Genomic DNA, 14,921 nt, shown 5'->3' on the forward strand with positions numbered 1-14,921 from the left:
GATATATTATTATCTGTCTGAAGAGAACATATAGTGACGCTCATTGAAGGTCATAGAAAAAATCAAACTGATAGCAAACATATTTCCCATTAACGAGCTTCCCCCATAGCTAATGAATGGAAGCGGGATACCAGTGATCGGCAAAAGTCCAATCGTCATGCCAATGTTTTGGAAGGCATGGAAGGTAATCATCGCAATGACTCCGGCACACAGATACGTATAGTACGGTATCTTCGTACTTAAAGCGAGTTTGGTAATATGATAGATTAGCAGGAAGAAAAGACTGACGACAATACTCGCACCAATAAAGCCGTATTCTTCGCCGATAATACTAAAAATAAAGTCGGTATGGCTTTCCGGAAGATAAACTTCCCGATAACCGAAACCTTTCCCCATCGTTTGTCCGGAACCGATCGCCAGCAATGACCTTGTTAAATGGAATCCTGTCGAACTTTCATACGTGTATGGATCAAGCCACGAATAAACGCGTCCGAACTGATATTGCTTGACGCCAAGGTATTTTTCTAAAATAAGCGGATGCCACAGTACCAGATAGAAAATACCCGTTATAATTGCAGCGGCAGACCCAAACAACGGCAATAAGATTTTCCACGTAATTCCGGAAACGAAAATCATGCCGAGCAAGATAGATAAGAATACAAGTGACGTTCCGAGGTCAGGCTGTTGCATGACGAGCAACAGCGGAAAAGCTGTAACAAGTCCAAGCTTAATCAGAAGCCAGAAGTCCGATTGAATGGTTTTTACCGGGTTCTTCTGATGATGAACAATGAGCACACGGGAAAGTGTTAAAATTAAAAATACTTTAATAAATTCGGATGGCTGTAAAGAAAGACCCGGCAGCTGGTACCAGCTTTTTGCCCCATTAATAACGGGCGCAATGCTGGAAGGCGCTACAATCAAAAAAGCGAGCAAGGCAATACCAAGTCCATATAGATACCAGGACATCCCCATTAGCTGGTCGGAGTCAAATCGGACAACCACTAAAATAATGGCAATGCCGACCATATAATAAACAATTTGCTTCATTACAAAGTTACTGTCATACTGTCCCGTTGTCTGGGCACTATAAATCGCAACACAACTCGTTATAAACATCATTAACAATATCAAAATTAATCCGTAATCAATACGGCTGGAGTTTTGGTTTGGAGAAGTCATGAAAAGATGCCTCTTTCTTATAAAATTACACATCTTACATTATAACGTTAAAGTGCGATTTCACAACAGTTTAACATCAGCTAATAAGAAGAAAATCTTCTGGAAATAAAATGAAACACTTTTCACTCTCCAATTTTGCTAACTCCAGTAATTGAATACCAGCTCTCCTATGGTGCGCGGCTGCCAGTGAATAATTTGCCCCATTTCCGCCTTATTCAAATCGTTCTCTTGCTCAATCGAAAATATAGGCTGGGTTGTTATTTTTAACAATTGGTTAAGCTCTTTCGCTTCGCAAATGTAAAAGCCTTTAAATATTCCGCTTACTGCTGGCTCATCGTAAAAAATAATATGTTTAAATGACACCGAAGCTGCAAAAGCAACAATCGGGTAGTGTGCGTTCATCAATATGTGCAGGCGCTTTTCCCCATTGTCCAGAACCGCTTCAAAAAAATTAGTGTCGACTCTCGGCTTATGAAAGGCGATCATTTCGGCAGCCAGTTCTTGTGCCGCTTCAGTACACATCTGCTTAAATAATTTGCCGTTATTTCGCGGCGGAGGATTTTCTCCGCTTTCATAAAATCCCGTAATTCCGTAGGATAAATGCATCGTGCTGCTCCTCTCACTTGTAGACGCTCTTTCTTATTATAGGAAAAGCCAGCCCGAATCACTCTCATTTAACGAAAGCTTAAAGAAATTGAAATGTTTTATTTGTCTCTGACCGCCGTACGTCATACAATGGAAGACAGAATGAAAACTGAAGGAGAATGAGAAATGGAAAGAGTACAAAGCAAAGATCAATTTCAGCAATTAATTTCACAAGAAAAACCTGTTATTATGAAATTTACAGCTGGCTGGTGTCCCGACTGCCGCCGCATGGATATGTTCATCGACGATATCATCGCTAAATACGATCAATATGACTGGTATGAAATTGACCGTGACGAATTTCCTGAAACAGCTGAAAAATATGATGTCATGGGCATTCCGAGCCTTTTAATTTTTAAAAATGGCGAAAAGCAGGCTCACCTTCACAGTGCCCACGCAAAATCCCCAGAACAAGTGATTGACTTTCTACAATCTGTCTAATTGGCCAGCCTCCCAATACGATATACGGGGAGGCTTTTTAAGATTAATGGGTGTCCTTGTTAATAAATGTTCAAATATTAGCGAGAAACACCTGCTAACTTACACTTCACTCTGCTTCATTTAATTAGACAAGAAAAAGAACCGAAGGAAGCATCGTTTCGGTTCTTTTTACGCTTATTAAATCGTCAAATCAAATTCTTTTATTTTCCTATACAGCGTGCTGCGGGCGATTCCAAGCCGTTCAGATGCTTCCGTTACTGTTTTTGTTTCAAGCAAGGCTTGTTCAATAAGCTTCTTCTCATAATTTTTAATAGATTTTGGTCTATGCTCTTTCCGATGGTAATATCCCATTAATACATTCGGCAAATGTATCGTTTCGATTTGCTGATTCTCCTTGCCAGCAAGCAAGAACGCTCGTTCTAATACATTCTTCAACTCTCGTATGTTTCCCGGCCAATGATATTGAATGAATACTTGCAAAGCCTCTTTACTTACTTGGCTCGGGCCCTGCCCATATAATACGGTAAACTCCTGCAAGAGTTGCTGACAAAGATGCTCGATATCTTCTGAACGCTCTCTTAGCGGCGGGATCATAACAGATAAAACGTTTAATCGGTAAAAAAGATCAGAGCGAAAAGAACCATTGTATGCTATTTCCTCCGCAAGATTCCGATGGGTCGCAGCAATAATTCTCACATCCACAGCCCTTTCCTTCGTCTCTCCCAAACGCACAATTTTCTTTGTTTCTAGCGCCCTCAGTAAAACCACTTGCAATTCTAACGGCATGTCACCGATTTCATCTAAAAACAGTGTGCCGCCGTGAGCAGCTTCGAACTTACCAACCGCTCCACCTTTTTTCGCGCCGGTAAACGCTCCATCAGCAAAGCCAAACAATTCACTAGCAACCAAATCCTTAGGCAGCAGCCCTGTATTTATAGGGATGAAAGGGCCATGATTACGATCGCTTTGCTCATGGATCATTTGAGCGATCACTTCTTTTCCTGTGCCCGTCTCTCCGAGAATTAACACGTTGGCAACAGATTGGGATGCCAGCCTGGCCACTTCTAATTCTTGTCGGTAATTTTCACTCCATGTCTGAACACGGCCAAATGAAAATGGTGAATCTATAGAAACTTGTTTTGTCTTACGCTTTAATAAATATAAATGTTGGTCATTGGTTTCATAGCTGTTGACTTGGAAACACTGCCGTAGATGTTGAAGGGCACTCTTAGTAAGAGTTTGTCCTTCGCGAAATTCCGTTAGTTCGATTGCTTTCTTACTCATATATAAGATTTTCCCTCGCTGTGATAAAACCAACAAAGCCTCTTCACTAATTCTCCCCCACGCTTCAAGGACAATTTCATTTACCCGATCAGACTCCATAGTTTTAAGCTTAAAAGGTTTGGGTGGAATGTTTTCTTCTGAGTCCCAAACGATATCAAATTGACCGTTTGATAGCGCTTTGGCAATTTTCACCGGACGTGCTAAATGCCGGTGATCTGCATCTACTACGATTTTGCCGCATGCTGTGTCGAATGTTTGGCCGCTTAAGTCGTATAGAATGCGGCGGTGATCTTCACTCTTTACTTTGCAGATACTGTCAATCACTAATCTAGTGCCTAAGTAAGTATTAAACATTACAGAAGAAATAACTTGCTTCCCTCCAGCAAATCGGTGAAATTTATTAACGAATTCTGTGTTTAATGCATTGGAGAGAGATTGGAAATAGCTTGCCGAACCGTAATGCCCGGCTCCGTATTCACTCCCCATCGCTGCAATTTCTGTTTCCTTTGTAATTGGACTGAAAATAGGGATTTCTTCGGGATTGAATCCCATCCGTTTATAATCCTGATAAAAAGAAATGATACTTTTTCCGACAAGTGTAGAAAAAATAGCATCAGGCTTCTTTAAGTGAATATCTTCTAAAATATCATAAAATTTTTGCTGCCCGAAAGGAACATACCGCTCTCCAACCACCATTCCCTCCCGCTCATACAAGTATGTTTGAACTTGCTCATTTGTTTCACGGGGATAAATATAATCTGTGCCGATACAATATACTCGATTTCCATACTGGTTTGTTAAATAATCTAAAAGTGTGTGAACTTGCTGATTAGGTACTTCTCCGGTATAAAAGACATGCGGATGGCATTCACGTCCTTCATATAAAGTAGGATAGACAAGTAGACAATCGTATGTTTCTAGAATAGGCAAAATCGCTTTTCGACAGGCTGATGTATAACACCCAATAAAGATTTTTACTCCCTCTTTAGCAAGTTGCTCCGCTTCCTGAGCACTCTTTAACGGATCTGAACAAATATCACGCACAACAGTCTCTATAGTGTGCTCCCCGTTATCATACTCTTGGATCGCCAGCCTTGCTACTTCACATTGCCATTTCTCTGTGATGGAAGTCGTTCCTGTTAATGAAAACAACAATCCAACTTTACTATACACGTCATCCCCATCCCCTTGTCCCATTTTAGGAAAGCTGTCTCAAAATCGGACAAGCTTTCTTTCTCTTTATCATACAATTAATTTCTGAATATTTGGAATAAAATTGTCTTATTTTACAACATTCTTATAAGCACTTTCTCCATCTCTTACAGATTTTGATAGTGGCATAAAAATTGCAGTTAAAAGAGCCAGAAAGGAGGATTTTACTCCACATCATAAAAACGGAACTCGTGGATGGGGTTTGCATACTTATCAATTGATGAATGAATCATTCTTTGTACTTAAGGAAAAGGAGAGGGTTTGCAATGAAATTATCCGTACGTGAAAGATTAGAAAACCAAGGGGTGCGCGTAACCGAGGAGCATCTTACCCTTCTTGAATCACGTTGGCAGGCCATCGAGCAAATGAAAGCTGAAACGGACAGTGCGTCTTTAGACGACTATGATATTTCTCTTCGCAATATTCCCGGAGGTGATCATATTGAGTAAAGACCTTATTACAAAATCAGTGGAAGAATTGGCACCATTGATTGAAAATAGAAAGATTTCTTCTCTTGAATTAACAAAAGCTGTTCTGGATCATGCTGAATCCCAAAATAAAACAATTAATGCATACATCAGCTTTACTCGCGAGAAAGCGGAAGAAACTGCCCGCTATATGGATAAAGAAATAGCTAACGGAAATTATCGCGGCATGTACCATGGCATTCCGATGGCCGTTAAAGATAATCTATATGTCCAAAACGAAAGAACGACTATGGCTTCAAAAATTCATAAAGACTTTATTCCCAATTTCGACGCCACCGTTATTAGCAAGATGAAAGAAGCCGGGATTGTTTTTACCGGAAAATTAAATATGCATGAATACGCATGGGGAATCACAAATAATAATCCACATTATGGCGCCTGTCGTAATCCGTGGGATTTAGAAAAAATCCCGGGAGGTTCCAGCGGCGGTTCCGGTGCTGCTGTTGCAGCGGATATGACTACTGCTACCCTTGGGACAGACACAGCCGGTTCCATTCGTATTCCCTCTTCCGCTTGTGGAGTTGTAGGATTAAAGCCCACACACGGCAGAGTAAGCAAATATGGATGCTTCCCGCTCTCCTGGTCTCTTGACCACATTGGCCCCATGACAAAAACAGTTAAAGATGCGGCAGGGTTGCTAGAGATTATTTCTGGATGTGATCCAAACGATCCTACCTCTATTCACGCACCTGTCAGCCGATATACAGAAATGTTAACCGGCGATGTAAAAGGTCTTGTCATTGGTGTAAATGAGGAATTCTTCTTTAAAAATGTTGATTCCAAGGTAGAAAAGCTTGTACGAGCTGGGATTCAATCCTTAGTCGATCAAGGGGCAAAAGTAGAAGAAGTGAGCATTTCTTCATTAAGATACGCAGAATATGCAGAAATGATCACCATTTTATCGGAAGCAGCCACGATCCATCATCGAAACCTTTTAGAACGACCGGAGGACTTTGGGGCAGATATTCGCTTACTACTTGAGCTGGGAGAACTGCCTGCAGCCGTGGATTACTTGCGAGCTCAGCAGCTACGACGTCAAATTAAATTGGAATTTCAACAAGCATTTGAAAAAGTAGACGTATTCATTACCCCAACATTGCCTATTATTTCGCCAAATATTGGGGAAGATTTTGCAGACTTAAATGGTGAAAAAGTAGATTTGATTGACCATATCATCCGCTTTACAGGACCCGGAAACTTAACCGGCCTTCCCGCCCTTACTGTTCCTTGCGGCCTTGTGGCTGGCATGCCCGCCGGACTGCAGATTATTGGGCCGGCATTAAAAGAAGAAACCATATTAAACGTTGGCTTTGCTTTTGAAAAGACAAATCCTATGCAAGGAAGAAAGCCTGGATTAGCCAGCTCCCTTCAATAATCTATTGCCCCCTTCCTTCATGAAGGGGGTTCATGTGCTTAAACTTATCAGCAAATCCTGAATTTGATTAAAGAAAGCTCCATCTAGGAGACCAATTTAAATAGCTCTTCAACTCCTCATCATTGTACCTGTACTTTCATCGGTTCTTTTTCTCCTTTTTCCGCTAAACTGACATGGCGGAACTCACCAACCAGTATTCCCGCTGCTCCTCCTGCAGCAAAAGCAAGTGCCCATAATTCATCTGATAATAGGAAAATAGTAAGAGAGGCAAGAACATAGACAGGCCATGCATACCAAAGCGACATAAAGAGATCATCCTCTCGTCTCTCAAACCAAGGAGCACCTTTGTAGAGCACGAACCGGTAAACAGCTGAAATATATAAGAAGAAACAGAAGGTGCCTAGAAGCGCCACCCCGGCAAATGTCCAATTCATATAAAAAATAATAATAAAAGAAGTAGAAAACCACACACCTAGTACAGCGATAATATAAGGGTTTGTTAAGAACTCTCTAATTTTCATTCCACATTCTCCTTTCTCCTCTTTATACCGTATGCACGCAGGTCTATATAAAGACGAATGTTCTTTACATCAATAAAAAGACACAACATTTTTTTCTTCTCTATAAACAATTTTTGTAAACTTCCGATATGAAAGACAAGAAGCAATGTATTTTAAAGAGCCATGGGACTCTATCATTGAAAAGGATAGGGATATAGGAGTGGGGATATGAAATTTTTCAGAATAAAACCAAAAAGAACGGCCGAGAGCGAAACAGCTTCAACTTTCTCAGCAGTCGGACGTCTATCTGTGCGCCCTGAAGGCAGCCTGATGAATCAACTAGACATGATCAACTTATCTATACAAGATTTAACGGTCGTAAAATCACTTCAGCCGCTTGTGGAGGAACACCTCGATGATATTGTGACAGCATTTTACGATGCTATTGGCAAACAACCCAACCTGCTGAATATCATAAAAGAACACAGCAGTGTTGACCGATTGAAGAAAACACTAAGACAGCACATTCAAGAGCTATTTAATGGTGAAATAGATGAGGAGTTTATCCAGAAGCGACTTAAGATTGCTTATGTACACGTGCGTATCGGCCTGAAAACAAAATGGTACATGTCCGCTTTTCAGGAGCTATTCAACTCGCTTATCGCACTCATCTCTGAGACGGATAAAACGGTCGACGAAAAAATTGAGGCCATTACCTCCGTATCTAAGCTGTTAAACCTTGAGCAACAGCTTGTTCTGGAAGCCTATGAGAAAGAAGAGGAACGGCTCCGCCTCATAGTCCAGCAAAAGAGAGAAACGATGATTGCTAGCGCTCATTCTATTTCCCAGGAGCTTGCAGCTATTTCGCAAGAAACAAGTGCATCACTGCGGGAACTTAGCATGAAGTCAGATGCTATCTTACAACTTTCAAAAGATGGCATGACCCTCGCTGATGAATCTGCTAATCATTCTGTTCGAGGACAGAGAATGCTGAAAGACCAAGGCGAGAAGCTAACAGATATCCAGGCAGCAGTCTCCGATATCCAGACTTTTTCTGCTGAATTGAATCATATTGCATCCAGTATTACAGAAGTTATTACCATCGTCGGCAACATTGCCGGACAGACTAACTTGCTAGCACTGAATGCTTCTATTGAAGCGGCACGTGCCGGTGAATACGGCAAAGGCTTTGCCGTAGTAGCAGAAGAAATTCGCAAACTATCTGACCAAACAAAAACATCCACTACAAATGTATCCGATCATATTATGAAGACGAATAGCTTGATTGGCCAGATGAGCCAGTCCGTTGACAAAGTGAATGAGTTAGTCGTAAAAGGCATGGATAGTATGGGAAAAACCGATGAAGATTTCAACGAGCTATTGGAACTGATTGCAAATACAAAAGAACAAAACCATCGGATTGAAGGCGAAATGGCTCAACTTAACCGTATTGTTGATGAAATTGAACATGCATCCCAGGAAGTCGCGAATTCCGCTGTCGCTTTAAGCGACTCCACGGAGGACTTGCATTACGACAATTAAAAAAACTTTACTTTAATGTCATGCCTCCGGTTTAAATAACAGGAGGCCTTTTTATTGATAAGCTCTGCTATATTTGATGATTGAGTTTCGCTATAGACGCCGCTTCCACGCCAATCAGCTATTAAAAAACAACCTTCATGTTTAATGGAGCCTATTGATCAAACAAGCTGGCGCATGATAGCAAGCACGGTAATTAGCCATTCTGTTACCCATCTACTTATCCAGCATAATACATGAAAAAAAGAGGCCTAACGGCTTCGCTCTTCCTGCTCAATAACTGGACAGAAAGACCAAAAAAGCTCGTCCAAAGCCCGACTCTTTTTCCAAAAGAATCGCGTGCGTTGAACGGGCTTTTTTTATTGATTGGACGCAATGATAAAGCCGACTTTTTCTTCAATTAATCTGAGTACATCATTTAGTTTCGTATCTTGTTGTTGTGCTGCTTCATAGGCTTCTCGCATGGCTAAGAGAAACTGCTGCTGGTCCTGTGTCATTTGTAAGCTCCTTTAGTTTAAAAATACAACAATCTTTCTTTTCCACCCTTGCTTATTTTTAAACCAGGAGGCGCTTAATTTTTTTCCGTTATTTCAACCCATTCTTCTGCCCATTTTGAAATTTCCTTCATAACCGGCTTCAGGGCTTTTCCTTTCTCCGTCAATTCATATTCTACACGTACAGGTACTTCTGCGTATACTTTTCTTGTGACGAGTTCTTCTTCTTCCATTTCCTTTAAACGCTCTGTCAGCAATTTTCCGCTGATTGGCAGTTCGGCTTTTATTCGTGAAAATCGCTGTGGACCCGAGAGAAGCTGATTAATGATTAATCCTGTCCATCTCTTTCCGAGCATCTGCATCCCCTTTTCAAATTTGGGGCAAAGCTGAAAATCACTCATCGTCTTCACCTCTTTATATACTTATTATACCCCTTTTTCTTTAAAAGGAAATCTCTTTACTTTAATAAACAAAGTTACTTGACATCTCTTTATTTTTATTTTATATTTAGTTACGAAATGTAACAAAATGATTTTTCAATACAATCGAGATTTTATTAAATGAGGATAACTTCTTCAACTAACACACATACTGCCTTTAAAGGCGGTAAAACCATTTGCAGAAAGAGGGAAATTACTATGGCAAAAGACTTTTATACTGCAGTAGAGGAAAGACGCTCTATCTATGCAATCAGTAAAGAACAGCCAGTATCTAATGAACGCGTTCAGGAAGTCGTTGAGTTTGCGGTAAAATATGCACCTACTGCTTTTAACTCTCAATCTGGTCGTGTCATTGTTTTGTTCGGCGAACAACATGATAAGCTATGGGATTTAACAAAAGAAACATTACGCGAAATCGTTCCTGCCAAAGATTTTGGCCCAACCGAAGAAAAAATGGAGATGTTCAAAGCTGGCTCCGGCACAGTTCTTTTCTTTGAAGAGGAAGAAGTGATCAGAGGCCTTCAAGAACAGTTCCCGACATATAGCGATAAATTCCCGGAATATTCTTTGCAATCATCTGGTATGCTCCAATATATCGTTTGGACCGCTCTTGAGCAAGAAGGTTTAGGAGCTACTCTTCAGCATTATCAGCCTTTAATTGATGAAAAAGTACGCAATGAGTGGAATGTTCCCGCTTCTTGGAAACTGCATGCACAAATGCCTTTCGGCAAACCAGTAGCACCTGCTGGTGAGAAAGAATTCCAGCCGCTAAGCGAGCGTGTAAAAGTATATAAATAATGTTAACGAAAAAAAGCTTATTCAACCGTTTTTGTTGAATAAGCTTTTTTATTATATAAAAATTTCCATGTGTAATGATACAATAAAAAAGTAGATGAAATAAAAGGCGGTGTCCTTATGTATAAGTTTGTGATGCCTGAAGTAATTTTCGGAAGCGGCTCAATCCAGCAGACGGGAGAAAGCTGCATTCGTCTCGGGGCAAAACGCGCCCTGATTGTAACTGATCAAGGTGTCATCCAAGCTGGATGGTCCGAGCTGGTAGAAAAAAGCTGCCAAGAAGCAGGGCTTTCTTCTGTTGTCTTTTCCCATGTCAGCGTAAATCCAAAAGATATAGAAGCAGAAGCCTGTGCCCTCGCCTATCTTGAAAATGAATGTGATGCTCTCATTGGAGTAGGAGGAGGCAGCGCGATTGATACTGCAAAAGCAGCTGCGATTCTTGCAACAAATGGCGGTCATATCCGCGATTATGAAGGAGTAGACCAGATTTCCTCTCCCCTCCCGCCGCTAGTAATGGTTTCCACAACGGCAGGATCGGGTTCAGAAGTATCGCAATTTTCTGTTATAGTTGATACAGAACAACAGAAAAAAATGACGATTGTCTCTAAGTCACTTGTTCCTGACATCGCTATTGTTGACCCAGATGTGCTCGCTACAAAAAGCGCCCGTCTGACCGCTTCTACTGGTCTGGATGTCATCACCCATGCCATTGAGTCTTTCGTCAGCATCGCAGCTACCCCGCTCACAGATGTTCATGCCAAAAATGCATTGGCTCTGTCGTGCCGTTACTTACGCCCCTCTGTTGCTTCTAAATACAACAAGGAGGCGAAAGAACGAATGGCGATGGCTAGCTTGCATGCGGGCCTTGCTTTTTCTAACGCTATTCTCGGTGCTGTCCACGCGATGGCCCATGCAATCGGCGGCCGCTATCCTTTCTTACACGGCGATATCAATGCTGTATTGCTTCCTCATGTGATGGAATTTAACTTGCTGGCTTCGCCTGATAAATTCAAAGAAATCGCTGCGCTTATGGGCGAAGATGTCCAATCGCTTCCCTCTTCAGCAGCCGGGGAAAAAGCGATCAACTTTATTAAGAAACTTTCCATTGATATTGGCGCCCCGCTCACATTAACGGAAATGGGATTTGCAGAATCGTCCATCCCTGAAATAAGCGAAACAGCCTTGTCAGATGCTTGTATGATTACAAATCCTAGAGACATTACGGCAGAAGAAGTAGCTGCACTTCTCTACAAAGCCTTATAGGTGATTAAGATGAAAAAACAAGATATGATTGAACTATTAACAGGGGTCCGATCCTCAAAACAAAACTATTATACAGAGCTAAAGACAACAGTGGAAGAATTAAAGAAACGAAATAGCCAGCTTGAAATCATGAATGAAGTGATGAGAAGCTTCAATATCAATATGTCCGTTCAAGAAATGCTGGAGAATACGCTGAAAAAACTCCAAAGCATCTATCCTATCAAACGGGTGAGCCTCGCCCTCTTTGACGGTTATGAACTTCGTCTGTCCTATATCTTTCCCGAAGACTCATTCTATCTAAAAAAAGAGACTTCCTTTCCTAAAGAGCACTCTTTATATAACGACGTATTTGTAACTGGGCGAGAACGCATTTATCAACAGGACGATGACTCCGACTTTTTTGAAAAAGAAGCTTTTCAACATCTCCATCTTCACTCTGTTTTTTTATTTCCATTAACAAGCCGGGGGAAAATTATTGGCGTACTCTCCCTGGGCTCTCTTGTTCCCTTTTCATATGATGAGAAGGATCAAGCTTTCTTTCTGCATTTAGCTGGACAAATTGCTGTATGCGTGGAAAACGCCCGGCTGTATGAGGAAGTCTTTGCAAGCAAACAGCAATGGGAAGAAACCTTTCGTGCAGTCTCTGACGCCATTTTAGTTATCTCACCAAATGGAACCGTTTTATCCAAAAATGATGCAGCTTCTTCCTGGCCGCTGGATTCCCATGGAGACATTCGGCCATTCATAAAAGAAGCCGCCCGATCCTCTCGAAATCCATTTGAAGAAACCATTAAGTTCAAAAAGCCGCATTATGCTGAACTGCGGCTTCAAAATAAGTTTTATGATTGTTCCTGCTACCCTCTTTTTGTTGAAGACTCTACTCTCCATGCTGTTATTCTCTATATTAAAGATGTTACAGAAAAACGGCAAATGGAAGCCCAACTCCTTCATTCCGGTCAGCTGGCAGCGATCGGTGAAATGGCAGCAGGAGTTGCTCATGAGCTTAATAATCCCTTAACAGCCATTATCGGCAATACACAGCTGCTTCTTCGCATGAATGATATAAATGAAAAGATAAGGCCACTGCTTGATGATATCGATCTTTGCGGGAAGCGATGTCGGACAATCATCCGCAGCTTGCTTGCTTTTTCCCGGCAGGAGGAGTTTTCCTTTAAGCCTTGCTCTTTAAACCAGTCAGTAGAAGAAGCGCTTAGTTTAACACGCCGACAAATTGAGAAACAGAACATTCAATTGGACATCAACCTTTCTTCTTCTCTGCCTCTCATCAACGGAAATTTACAACAGTTAAGTCAAGTAGCCGTGAATTTACTCATTAATGCTAAAGATGCGCTTCAAGATGTAAAAGGCAGAAAAAGAAAGATTATCGTTGAAACAAAGAGCGATCATCACTCTGCTTTTCTGACCGTTACGGATAATGGTACAGGAATTGCTCCAGAAATAATAAACGATATTTTCCACCCGTTTTTTACTACGAAAGCGGCAAACAGCGGAACCGGCCTTGGGCTGCCTGTCAGCTTTGGCATTGCCAAGTCACACGGGGGACGCCTCTTAGTCGAAAGTTCAAATTCATATCAAACTACATTCACATTAGCTATCCCTCTTTTAAGTGAAAGGCTGTGAATAGATGAAACATATTTTAATCGTTGAAGATGAATGGGAAGTTGCCCGGTTTTTAGCAAGATTGTTTGAATTAAAAGGATACAGAACAACACATGTAGAAAACGGCGATTGCTTTGATCAACTTGATGATTATTCTGTTTTTCAGCTTGCTTTTATCGATGTTCGTCTTCCCGATCGCAATGGCCTTGAAATTCTACAATCATTAAAATTGAAAGCTCCTCAATGTGCCTGTGTTATTATGACTGGCTACGGTACAGTCAAAACAGCTGTAGACGCGATTAAAAACGGAGCAGCGGACTTTATCGAAAAACCCTTTGAGGACATTACAGCGATTGAGCAGCTTGCCGAGCGGCTGACCGACAGTTCTCCCAAAAATAACGAAGAAGCAGATTATGCGGTTCTCGCCCGGCAGCTCGGCTATTTTCTGGGCACAAATTCTAAGATGCATCAATTATATGAGTTCGCTTATAAAATCGCTTCGAAAGATATTACCATTTTAATAGAAGGCGAGACAGGCACTGGAAAAGAGGTGCTTGCAAATTATCTGCATGCGGCAAGCGAACGCAAGGAAAACCCATTTATCGGTATTAACTGTGGGGCTATCTCTGAATCGCTGCTTGAAAGCGAACTATTCGGCCATGTAAAGGGAGCCTTCACCGGCGCGACCGCAGATCGGATTGGCTACTTCGAAGCTGCCTCTTCAGGGACTTTATTTCTTGATGAGATTGCAGAAGCAACCCCTGCTACTCAAGTAAAGCTATTGCGCGTTCTGGAAACGGGTGAGTTTATGAAAATCGGTGGTACGATTCCAAAGCGAACATCAGCACGCATTATTGCCGCTTCACACGTTAATTTGGAGGAAGCCGTTCGGCAAGGATCTTTTCGCGAAGATTTATTATACCGTCTTGATGTAGTAAAGCTCATCATTCCGCCACTCAGAGAACGGCGAGAAGACATTCCCCTTCTTATTCAATCGCTCATTGAACAACTAAATGCAAAAATAGTATTTGCCAAGGAAACGATTGATCGAATGGTTGAATATGATTGGCCCGGCAATATGAGAGAGCTTTCCAACGTAATCCGGCGCACTGCCGCTTTATCAAATGATGGCATGAACATCACTCCCGATTTGTTGCCGGGAAAGGTGAACGGCCAGCATCAATCCGCGTCGGTGCCCGTACAGGTTGCACCAGCCAATTTTCTTGATGAATGGCGCCAATTTGCCAGTAAAGTCGAACACGTATATAAGAGAGAAGATCCAATGCAGCTGAACGAGCTAATTAGGCAAATGAAAAATATGGAGAAAAAAACAGCAGCAGCAATCATTCATAATGTTTTAAAAGAAACAGCCGGCAATCGTGAACAAGCGGCTGCCCGACTTGGATTATCCAAACGACAAATCCGCTATTACCTAAATGAAAAATAAAAGCAGATGGCAGAATTTCTGCCATCTGCTTTTAAGCTATTCAAAAAAACATTTTTCAATCATCCTGATATATAGGATGCATGCTTTACCTACCATGTCGAAGCGATGAAGTATAGGGACTCTATTAGAAGAATCCAAGGGCATCCTCGCTGTAGCTGACGAGCAGGTTTTTCGTTTGCTGGTAATGAGACAACATCAT

Annotated in this window: 14 protein-coding genes and 1 pseudogene; 8 read left to right on the top strand and 7 right to left on the bottom strand. The window is 41.5% G+C overall.

Going from position 1 to position 14,921, the window contains the following annotated elements; genetic code table 11:
• Nucleotides 1-9 precede the first annotated feature (9 nt).
• On the bottom strand, nucleotides 10-1,179 hold the full coding sequence (locus ACH0BF_RS20070) for an FtsW/RodA/SpoVE family cell cycle protein (RefSeq protein ID WP_120034492.1): 1,170 nt from the start codon (nucleotides 1,177-1,179) through the stop codon (nucleotides 10-12).
• A gap of 138 nt (nucleotides 1,180-1,317) precedes the next feature.
• On the bottom strand, nucleotides 1,318-1,785 hold the full coding sequence (locus ACH0BF_RS20075; RefSeq protein ID WP_340852519.1) for a hypothetical protein: 468 nt from the start codon (nucleotides 1,783-1,785) through the stop codon (nucleotides 1,318-1,320).
• Between the two features lie 165 nt (nucleotides 1,786-1,950).
• Here ACH0BF_RS20075 and ACH0BF_RS20080 point away from each other — a divergent pair, with 165 nt between their 5' ends.
• On the top strand, nucleotides 1,951-2,265 hold the full coding sequence (locus tag ACH0BF_RS20080; RefSeq protein ID WP_340852517.1) for a thioredoxin family protein: 315 nt from the start codon (nucleotides 1,951-1,953) through the stop codon (nucleotides 2,263-2,265).
• 177 nt (nucleotides 2,266-2,442) lie between these two features.
• Here the strand turns inward: ACH0BF_RS20080 and ACH0BF_RS20085 are convergent, their stop codons facing one another.
• Nucleotides 2,443-4,722 (bottom strand): transporter substrate-binding protein, encoded by a 2,280-nt coding sequence (locus tag ACH0BF_RS20085; RefSeq protein WP_340852516.1) that lies wholly within the window; start codon nucleotides 4,720-4,722, stop codon nucleotides 2,443-2,445.
• A gap of 305 nt (nucleotides 4,723-5,027) precedes the next feature.
• On the opposite strand from ACH0BF_RS20085, the gene ACH0BF_RS20090 reads away from it, so the two are divergent.
• Both ACH0BF_RS20090 and ACH0BF_RS20095 read left to right on the top strand, forming a co-directional pair.
• Nucleotides 5,028-5,210, top strand: a complete 183-nt coding sequence (locus tag ACH0BF_RS20090; protein ID WP_340852514.1) for a hypothetical protein — start codon at nucleotides 5,028-5,030, stop codon at nucleotides 5,208-5,210.
• The gene (locus tag ACH0BF_RS20095) at nucleotides 5,203-6,624 is read left to right on the top strand and encodes an amidase (RefSeq protein ID WP_340852512.1); all 1,422 of its coding nucleotides are present in this window, start codon (nucleotides 5,203-5,205) and stop codon (nucleotides 6,622-6,624) included. Before ACH0BF_RS20090 ends, ACH0BF_RS20095 begins: the two co-directional genes overlap by 8 nt.
• 119 nt (nucleotides 6,625-6,743) lie before the next feature.
• Here ACH0BF_RS20095 and ACH0BF_RS20100 read toward each other — a convergent pair whose 3' ends face one another.
• Nucleotides 6,744-7,145: a hypothetical protein gene (locus ACH0BF_RS20100; protein ID WP_120034505.1), complete on the bottom strand. Its 402-nt coding sequence runs from the start codon at nucleotides 7,143-7,145 to the stop codon at nucleotides 6,744-6,746.
• A gap of 207 nt (nucleotides 7,146-7,352) precedes the next feature.
• Here ACH0BF_RS20100 and ACH0BF_RS20105 point away from each other — a divergent pair, with 207 nt between their 5' ends.
• On the top strand, nucleotides 7,353-8,666 hold the full coding sequence (locus ACH0BF_RS20105; protein ID WP_340852508.1) for a protoglobin domain-containing protein: 1,314 nt from the start codon (nucleotides 7,353-7,355) through the stop codon (nucleotides 8,664-8,666).
• Nucleotides 8,667-9,022: 356 nt separating this feature from the next.
• Here the strand turns inward: ACH0BF_RS20105 and ACH0BF_RS20110 are convergent, their stop codons facing one another.
• A complete protein-coding gene (locus tag ACH0BF_RS20110; RefSeq protein WP_340852507.1) occupies nucleotides 9,023-9,160 on the bottom strand; it encodes a hypothetical protein in 138 nt (45 codons plus the stop codon).
• A gap of 74 nt (nucleotides 9,161-9,234) precedes the next feature.
• Entirely contained in the window at nucleotides 9,235-9,558 is a 324-nt protein-coding gene (locus tag ACH0BF_RS20115; RefSeq protein ID WP_120034509.1) for a winged helix-turn-helix transcriptional regulator, read from the bottom strand.
• 237 nt (nucleotides 9,559-9,795) lie between these two features.
• Here ACH0BF_RS20115 and ACH0BF_RS20120 point away from each other — a divergent pair, with 237 nt between their 5' ends.
• The 4 genes from ACH0BF_RS20120 to ACH0BF_RS20135 all read left to right on the top strand — a co-directional run bounded on the left by ACH0BF_RS20120 (nucleotide 9,796) and on the right by ACH0BF_RS20135 (nucleotide 14,722).
• Nucleotides 9,796-10,395 carry a nitroreductase family protein gene (locus ACH0BF_RS20120; protein WP_340852505.1) on the top strand — a complete coding sequence of 200 codons (600 nt, stop codon included), beginning with the start codon at nucleotides 9,796-9,798 and terminating at the stop codon, nucleotides 10,393-10,395.
• A 117-nt stretch (nucleotides 10,396-10,512) separates the two neighbouring features.
• Nucleotides 10,513-11,655 (top strand): iron-containing alcohol dehydrogenase, encoded by a 1,143-nt coding sequence (locus tag ACH0BF_RS20125; RefSeq protein ID WP_340852503.1) that lies wholly within the window; start codon nucleotides 10,513-10,515, stop codon nucleotides 11,653-11,655.
• A 9-nt stretch (nucleotides 11,656-11,664) separates the two neighbouring features.
• Nucleotides 11,665-13,296, top strand: coding sequence for a sensor histidine kinase (locus ACH0BF_RS20130; protein WP_120034516.1), 1,632 nt, complete (start codon nucleotides 11,665-11,667; stop codon nucleotides 13,294-13,296).
• A 4-nt stretch (nucleotides 13,297-13,300) separates the two neighbouring features.
• Entirely contained in the window at nucleotides 13,301-14,722 is a 1,422-nt protein-coding gene (locus ACH0BF_RS20135) for a sigma-54-dependent transcriptional regulator (RefSeq protein WP_120034518.1), read from the top strand.
• Between the two features lie 124 nt (nucleotides 14,723-14,846).
• Here the strand turns inward: ACH0BF_RS20135 and ACH0BF_RS20140 are convergent.
• Nucleotides 14,847-14,921 (bottom strand): annotated as a pseudogene (locus ACH0BF_RS20140) (aldehyde dehydrogenase family protein); the annotation flags it as partial.

It is taken from the genome of Pseudobacillus sp. 179-B 2D1 NHS (genome assembly GCF_045370945.1).
In the GTDB taxonomy this organism is placed as follows: Bacteria; Bacillota; Bacilli; order Bacillales; family Domibacillaceae; genus Pseudobacillus.

Excerpts from the sequence above, each read along its gene's own strand:
- ACH0BF_RS20130 (WP_120034516.1), top strand. The coding sequence starts at position 11,665 with ATGAAAAAACAAGATATGATTGAACTATTAACAGGGGTCCGATCCTCA.
- ACH0BF_RS20115 (WP_120034509.1), bottom strand. The coding sequence starts at position 9,558 with ATGAGTGATTTTCAGCTTTGCCCCAAATTTGAAAAGGGGATGCAGATG.
- ACH0BF_RS20080 (WP_340852517.1), top strand. The coding sequence starts at position 1,951 with ATGGAAAGAGTACAAAGCAAAGATCAATTTCAGCAATTAATTTCACAA.
- ACH0BF_RS20075 (WP_340852519.1), bottom strand. The coding sequence starts at position 1,785 with ATGCATTTATCCTACGGAATTACGGGATTTTATGAAAGCGGAGAAAAT.
- ACH0BF_RS20135 (WP_120034518.1), top strand. The coding sequence starts at position 13,301 with ATGAAACATATTTTAATCGTTGAAGATGAATGGGAAGTTGCCCGGTTT.
- ACH0BF_RS20125 (WP_340852503.1), top strand. The coding sequence starts at position 10,513 with ATGTATAAGTTTGTGATGCCTGAAGTAATTTTCGGAAGCGGCTCAATC.
- ACH0BF_RS20120 (WP_340852505.1), top strand. The coding sequence starts at position 9,796 with ATGGCAAAAGACTTTTATACTGCAGTAGAGGAAAGACGCTCTATCTAT.
- ACH0BF_RS20110 (WP_340852507.1), bottom strand. The coding sequence starts at position 9,160 with ATGACACAGGACCAGCAGCAGTTTCTCTTAGCCATGCGAGAAGCCTAT.
- ACH0BF_RS20100 (WP_120034505.1), bottom strand. The coding sequence starts at position 7,145 with ATGAAAATTAGAGAGTTCTTAACAAACCCTTATATTATCGCTGTACTA.
- ACH0BF_RS20090 (WP_340852514.1), top strand. The coding sequence starts at position 5,028 with ATGAAATTATCCGTACGTGAAAGATTAGAAAACCAAGGGGTGCGCGTA.
- ACH0BF_RS20105 (WP_340852508.1), top strand. The coding sequence starts at position 7,353 with ATGAAATTTTTCAGAATAAAACCAAAAAGAACGGCCGAGAGCGAAACA.
- ACH0BF_RS20070 (WP_120034492.1), bottom strand. The coding sequence starts at position 1,179 with ATGACTTCTCCAAACCAAAACTCCAGCCGTATTGATTACGGATTAATT.